Source organism: Intrasporangium sp. (genome assembly GCF_036566125.1).
GTDB lineage: Bacteria > Actinomycetota > Actinomycetes > Actinomycetales > Dermatophilaceae > Intrasporangium.
Window position 1 is genome coordinate 1 of sequence record NZ_DATCWX010000109.1, and the last position, 6,104, is coordinate 6,104.

At 71.7% G+C, this 6,104-nt stretch carries 7 protein-coding genes; 4 read left to right on the forward strand and 3 right to left on the reverse strand.

The genetic code is table 11. The features are described from left to right. Together ligD and VIR15_RS06490 are read right to left on the reverse strand one after the other, a co-directional pair. Positions 1-372 (reverse strand): non-homologous end-joining DNA ligase LigD (ligD, locus tag VIR15_RS06485; RefSeq protein ID WP_524538092.1); only part of this gene is annotated, 372 nt, incomplete at its 3' end. Positions 373-478: 106 nt separating this feature from the next. Then, the gene (locus VIR15_RS06490; RefSeq protein ID WP_331926658.1) at positions 479-1,285 is read right to left on the reverse strand and encodes a UbiA family prenyltransferase; all 807 of its coding nucleotides are present in this window, start codon (positions 1,283-1,285) and stop codon (positions 479-481) included. Positions 1,286-1,464: 179 nt separating this feature from the next. Here VIR15_RS06490 and VIR15_RS06495 point away from each other — a divergent pair, with 179 nt between their 5' ends. The 4 genes from VIR15_RS06495 to idi are packed head-to-tail and all read left to right on the forward strand — an operon-like array spanning position 1,465 to position 4,754. Then, positions 1,465-2,535: a type III polyketide synthase gene (locus VIR15_RS06495; RefSeq protein ID WP_331926659.1), complete on the forward strand. Its 1,071-nt coding sequence runs from the start codon at positions 1,465-1,467 to the stop codon at positions 2,533-2,535. 34 nt (positions 2,536-2,569) lie between these two features. Beyond that, positions 2,570-3,082: an isoprenylcysteine carboxyl methyltransferase family protein gene (locus tag VIR15_RS06500; RefSeq protein WP_331926663.1), complete on the forward strand. Its 513-nt coding sequence runs from the start codon at positions 2,570-2,572 to the stop codon at positions 3,080-3,082. Next, positions 3,079-4,173 (forward strand): NAD(P)/FAD-dependent oxidoreductase, encoded by a 1,095-nt coding sequence (locus VIR15_RS06505; protein ID WP_331926660.1) that lies wholly within the window; start codon positions 3,079-3,081, stop codon positions 4,171-4,173. The genes VIR15_RS06500 and VIR15_RS06505 overlap by 4 nt, the downstream gene beginning before the upstream one ends. After that, entirely contained in the window at positions 4,170-4,754 is a 585-nt protein-coding gene (idi, locus tag VIR15_RS06510) for an isopentenyl-diphosphate Delta-isomerase (RefSeq protein WP_331926661.1), read from the forward strand. The genes VIR15_RS06505 and idi overlap by 4 nt, the downstream gene beginning before the upstream one ends. Positions 4,755-4,897: 143 nt before the next feature. Here idi and VIR15_RS06515 read toward each other — a convergent pair whose 3' ends face one another. Further along, positions 4,898-5,929 carry a Y-family DNA polymerase gene (locus VIR15_RS06515; RefSeq protein WP_331926662.1) on the reverse strand — a complete coding sequence of 344 codons (1,032 nt, stop codon included), beginning with the start codon at positions 5,927-5,929 and terminating at the stop codon, positions 4,898-4,900. Positions 5,930-6,104 lie beyond the last annotated feature (175 nt).

Genomic DNA, 6,104 nt, shown 5'->3' on the forward strand with positions numbered 1-6,104 from the left:
GTTCATCTGCACGGCCCACATCGCGCTCGCGACCTCGTCGAAGACGAGCTGCAGGTGCTTGCGGCCGGAAGGATAGGTGCACATCACCGTGCGCGTGAACTCGGGCACGCCCTTGGGTGGGTTCTTGCTGAAGAACTCCTCACCTTCAATGCCCTCCGGGAAGCGCTGGAGCGTCACGGGCCGGTCGCCGAGTGCGCGCAGGAGCGGATCGCCCACTGCGAGCACGTAGTTGGCGAGGTCCAGTTTCGTGACGGGCTGGCCGTCTGCCATCCCCTCTGCGGGCCAGAGCACCCGGTCAGGGCTGGAGATCCGCACGTCGCGGACGGTGCCGTCTGGGCCGGGGACCTCGAGTACCGCTGGCTTGGCGCTCACCGCTCGATCGTATGCCGCTGAGCCGACACCGCGCCCAGCCACCGTTCCGCACCTCCCGAACTCCCCGTCGGGTGTGCAGTCGGCGCCCGAGTGGACGAGAAGGCGGTCAGCTGTGGACCACGAGGCTCACCACGTTGAGAAGGGCGATGCCGATGGCGGCGACGAAGGGGACGCGTCCCTTGCCAGTGACCGCGACGACCGCCAGGACCGTACAGCCAGCGAGGAGGACGGCGGAGGTCGGGTCGAGTCCGGGTCCCACAGCGGCGACGACGGAGCCCGCAAGGAGGACGGCGGGTGCGACGACACGCACGACCGGTGCGCCCAGTCTGTGGGGGAGGCCTTGCACGCCAGTGGCGGCGTCGTCGGCGAGATCCGGAAGTGCATTGAGGAAGTGCGCGCCGACGCCGAGCAGACCACCGGTCACCATGACCCACGCGGGCGGCCACTCGGGCGTCGGGAGGGCGAGGGTGACGACGGCCGGAAGGATCGCGAAGGCCACGGCGTAGGGGAGCGGCGAGAGCGCGGTCCGCTTGAACCAGAGGTTGTAGGCCCAGCCGGAAGCGACACCGAGCACGAGGTGGACCGTCCCTGCGGCGATCCCGCACGCGAAGGAGAGGAGGACGCAGGCGGCGAGGGCGGTGATCGTCGCGATGCGCACGGTTCCTTCGGCGACGTCGCCGCGGGCGATCGGCTTGTCGCCCCGGGCGACGGCCCGGTCGCGGGAGGCGTCGATGAGGTCGTTCGACCAGCCGATCGAGAGCTGGCCCGTGAAGACGGCGGCGGTGACGAGCAGCCCCCGGGGCAGCGTGTGTCCGGCCGAGGCGGCGAGCAGCGCCGTGAACGTCGTGACCGCGACCGTAGGGCCCGGGTGGCACGACAGCGCCAGACCGCGAATGGCCCCGACCGTCGACACGCCTCGAGCGTAGAGCCCTGACCCGCGGGACCTCTGCCTCTGGCCGCGCCAAGTGCCGGCAGCGCACGACGGGAAGCATCCCGCTCGTGCGCCTGATCGCCCTCGAGTGAGTTCCCTGTCCGAGGTGGCACCGGGCGTCGCCTGCCCACATCTGGCGCTGTGGCGCTTAGGCTGACGGCGTGAGCCACCTAGCGGCTGTCGAGGGCGTCCTGCCGGAGCACACCTATGCGCAGGCGGAGATCACCGCGGCGTTCGCCGGAGTGTTGGGCGCGGTCGGGTCCGGCCGGGAGGTGCTCGAGCGCCTGCACGCCAATGCCGGTGTCAGCCAGCGGCACCTCGCGCTGCCCCTCGAGCGCTACTGGGAGCTGGCCGATTTCGGTGAGGCCAACGATGAGTTCATCCGCGTCGCCACTCAGCTCGGAGCCCATGCCGTGACCAAGGCCCTGGCTGCTGCAGGGGTCGGCCCCGGGGACGTCGACCTCATCGTCTCCACGACGATCACCGGTCTCGCCGTCCCGTCGCTCGAGGCGCGTATCGCCGCAGAGATCGGCCTGCGTGATGACGTCAAGCGCGTGCCGCTCGTGGGTCTCGGGTGCGTCGCCGGCGCCGCCGGCATCGCCAGGGTCCACGACTACCTCCTCGGCCATCCGGACGACGTCGCCGTCCTCCTCTCGGTCGAACTCTGCAGCCTCACGGTCCAGCGCGACGACGCGTCGCTCGCGAACCTCGTCGCAAGCGGCCTGTTCGGGGACGGCGCCGCAGCGGTCGTCATGGTGGGGTCCGGCCGGGCCCCCGGCCTGGCCGCCGGCCAGCCCTGCGTCGTGGCCACGCGGAGCAGGCTCTACGCCGACACCGAGCGAGCCATGGGCTGGGACGTCGGTGCGACGGGGCTGCGCATCGTCCTGGGCGTCGAAGTGCCCGACCTCGTCCGCAACAACGTCCGTGGCGACGTGGACCGGTTCCTCGGTGACCACGGACTGACCCGAGCGGACATTGGGTGGTGGGTCGCCCACCCCGGCGGCCCCAAGGTGCTCGAGGCCATGGAGGAGGCGCTCGAGGTCGACCGGGACGCGCTCGTCGTCACCTGGCGCTCCCTCGACCAGATCGGCAACCTCAGCTCGGCGTCAGTCCTCCACGTCCTTGCCGACACGTTGCGTGACCGCACCCCGGAGCCCGACAGCTGGGGCCTGCTCCTCGCCATGGGACCGGGCTTCTGCCTCGAGCTCGTGCTGCTCCGTATGGCGGGCTGACGTGCCGACGGACGTGTCCCAGCTGTCCCAGTGGATGTTCACCGGCCTCGTCGTCCTCGTCGGGCTCGAGCGGCTCGCCGAGCTGGTCGTGTCGAAACGCCATGCGGCGTGGGCCTTCTCGCGTGGCGGGGTCGAACGAGGCCAGAGCCACTACCCGTTCATGGTCCTTCTGCACACCGGCCTGCTCGTCGGCGCCGTCGTGGAGGTGTGGGTCGCCGACCGCCCGTTCCTCCCGGCCCTCGGCTGGTCCATGCTCGCCGTCGTCGTCCTCTCGCAGGCCCTCCGGTGGTGGTGCATCGCGACCCTCGGCAACCAGTGGAACACCCGCGTCATCGTGGTCCCTGGATTGCCGCTGGTCCGCCGCGGCCCCTACCGGCTCGTGCCGCACCCGAATTACGTCGCGGTCGTCGCCGAGGGCCTCGCCCTCCCGCTCGTCCACACCGCATGGGTCACCGCCCTCGTCTTCACCGTCGCGAACGCGGCCCTGATCGGGGAGCGGATCCGCGTCGAGAACCAGGCCCTGCGCGAACTCGCGGCGGCAGCATGACCGACCAGCCCGGCACGGTCGACGTGCTCGTCATCGGCGGGGGCCCAGTCGGCCTGGCCACGGCCCTCTACGCCGCGCGTCGTGGACTCGTCCCGCTGGTCGTGGAGCCGCGTAGCGGAGTCATCGACAAGGCATGCGGAGAGGGTCTGATGCCGGGCGGTCTGCAGGCGCTGCTCGACCTGGGCGTCGACGCACCCGGTCACGACCTACGGGGGATCCGCTATCTCGCCGGCGGCCGTGGCGCGGAGGCGGACTTCGCGGCCGGCCTGGGCCGCGGCATCAGGCGCACCACATTGCATGCAGCGCTTCTCGACGCGGTCGCCCGGGCCGGGATCGACATGCGGGCCCTCGCGGCAACAGCAATGACCCAGGACGATGCGGGCGTCACGGTCTTCACCGAGACGAGCGGCGCACCGGGCCCGACCCTTCGCGCATCCTGGGTCGTCGCCGCCGACGGTCTCCATTCACCCACGCGAAGGTTCCTCGGGCTCGACCGCGGGACGCAGTCCGGTCCCGCGCAGCTGCGCACCACGAAGCGGTATGGGCTGCGACAGCACTACCGCATCGCGCCGTGGGGGAACCATGTCGAGGTGCACTGGAGCGCGTCAGGCGAGGCCTACGTCACCCCGGTGGCGGACGACCTGGTCGGGGTTGCCGTCCTGACCCAGCGTCGCCAGACGGCCCAGGACCATCTGGAGGGCTTCCCGGAACTGCGTGATCGACTCGCCGATGCGCCCGTCGTGACGTCGCTGCGCGGCGCAGGACCCTTCCACCAGAGAACAACCCGGCGCGTGGCCGGCCGTGTGCTGCTCGCCGGCGACGCGAGCGGGTACGTCGACGCCCTGACCGGCGAGGGGATCTCGCTGGGCATGGCCCATGCCCGAGCTGCCCTGGCGGCGATTGCTGCCGGGGACCCCCAGTCCTATGAGCGCTCCTGGCGGGCGGCCACCCGGCGCTACGCCCTGCTGACCCGCAGCCTCGTCCAGGTGAGCCGTCCCTCGTGGGGTCGGCGCCTCGTCGTGCCCGCAGCCGCCGCCCTGCCGGCCGTCTTCCGGGTCGCCGTCAACGAGCTCGCGAGGCCAGTCCCATGACGGCCGAGGAGCTCGTCGTCCTCCTGTCACCGGACGGCGAGGCGATCGGCACCGCACCCAAGGCGACCGTCCATCACGCCGAGACCCCACTGCACCTCGCCTTCTCCGCCTACCTGTTCAACGACCGCGGTGAGCTCCTCCTCACCCAGCGGGCCCTCGACAAGGCGACGTTCCCGGGAGTCTGGACCAATTCGGTCTGCGGGCATCCCGCCCCCGGCGAGCGCCTGCCCGACGCTGTGCGCCGGCGCGCCGCCGATGAGCTCGGTCTCGACGTGCGCGACCTTCGCCTCGTCCTCCCGCGCTTCGCCTACCGCGCGGAGATGGACGGCATCGTCGAGTGGGAGCAGTGCCCCGTCCTTGTCGGCCGGGTCGACGGGGACCCCGCGCCGAACGGCGACGAGGTCGCCGCGACGGCGTGGGCTGGCTGGGCCGAGTTCGCGGGCGACGTCCTCGCCGGTCGACGCCCGATCTCGTCGTGGTCCCGCGAGCAGGTGGAACAGCTCAGCGGACTCGGCCCCGAACCCGACGCGTGGCCGACCGCGGAGCCCGCGGACCTGCCTCCGGCGCTGCCGCGCGACTGAGCGTCCGAGCGGGAGCGAGCCCAGCGGCATACGGGAATATGCCGTATGCCGTTGAGTCCCCGGGTGCGAGCGTCGGCTCCCAGGCGAGTTGGGTTTCAAGGCGCCTTGACGTGACCATCGGGGGAGCTCAACTGGACGTGACGTCAAGGCCCGGACGGCTGCGACGGCAGGTGGAGCGCGATCCCGACGAGCGTGACACCGCGGCCATCCTGCTCCCAGCCACTCGTCTCCAGGAGCGCTTCTGCGGAGGCGAGGATGGCGGCTGGATCTCGGGTGGGTGCAGGCAGCGGGCCTCGTTGGACCAGAACGGCGCCGTCGTCGAAGCGGACCTGCACCTCGATGCGGCGAGGAAGGCGCAGGTCCGCACCGAGCCGCTCGAGTGCCCGGGACACCTGGGCGGCAAGCGCGGCGTGCACGGTCGACCGCGTGCGGGTCGGGGGCATAGACCGGCTCGCGCCGACGGACTTGCGGGCCGTCGGCAGGCGGATCGTCGCGTCGTCGGTGCCGGTCGCGATCGAGACGAGCCGACGGGCCATCGCGGTGGAGATCCCGTGCCCGCGCAGGTCCTCCTGGCTCACGCCCGAGAGGTCGCTGACGGTGACGAGGCCGGCGGCATGGAGCTTCTCGTACGTCGTGCGGCCGACTCCCCACAGGTCATCGAGCCGGAGGCGCGGTCGGAGCCGCTGCTCGAGGGCCGCATCGACGACGACAAGTCCGTCCGGCTTGGCCCGTCGGCTCGCCAGCTTCGCCATGAGCTTGGTCCGGCCGATGCCCACGCTGATCGGGACGCCCACGCGGGCACGGGCCTCGGCCCGAAGGGACTGGGCAAGATCCACTGGGTCCCCCCGGTCACGCCCGGTGACGTCGAGGAAGGCCTCCTCCATCGACCCCGGCTCGACGAGCGGGGTGACGCGGCGGAACACCTCGAACAACCGGGCCGACGCCTCCTCGTAGACCTCGGGCCGGTACGGCACCACGCAGACCTGTGGCCAGCGTCGGCGCACCTGACCGAGAGGCATCCCCGCGTGGACGCCCAGCGCTCGCGCCTCGTACGACGCGCACGCGACGACCTGCTCACCCACCGCGAGAGGTCGTCCGCGGAGCCGGTCGTCGTCGCGCTGCTCGACCGACGCGAGGAACGCGTCGCCGTCGGCGTGGAACAGGACCGTTGTCACGCCACCACCCTTGCGGGCACCACTGACAGGACCACTGACAGTCGGGAGCCGGGACGTTGGCCACTTCCATCCGGCGCGTTGGGCCCGCAGGCTGGAGAGAGCGCCCATCCGGGTGCGGAGTCCCTGAAGGAGGGCCGATGAACATCTCAGAACTGCTCAAGACAACCGACGCGAT

Coding starts and splice junctions, on each gene's coding strand:
- VIR15_RS06500 (WP_331926663.1), top strand. CDS start 2,570: ATGTTCACCGGCCTCGTCGTCCTCGTCGGGCTCGAGCGGCTCGCCGAG.
- VIR15_RS06505 (WP_331926660.1), top strand. CDS start 3,079: ATGACCGACCAGCCCGGCACGGTCGACGTGCTCGTCATCGGCGGGGGC.
- idi (WP_331926661.1), top strand. CDS start 4,170: ATGACGGCCGAGGAGCTCGTCGTCCTCCTGTCACCGGACGGCGAGGCG.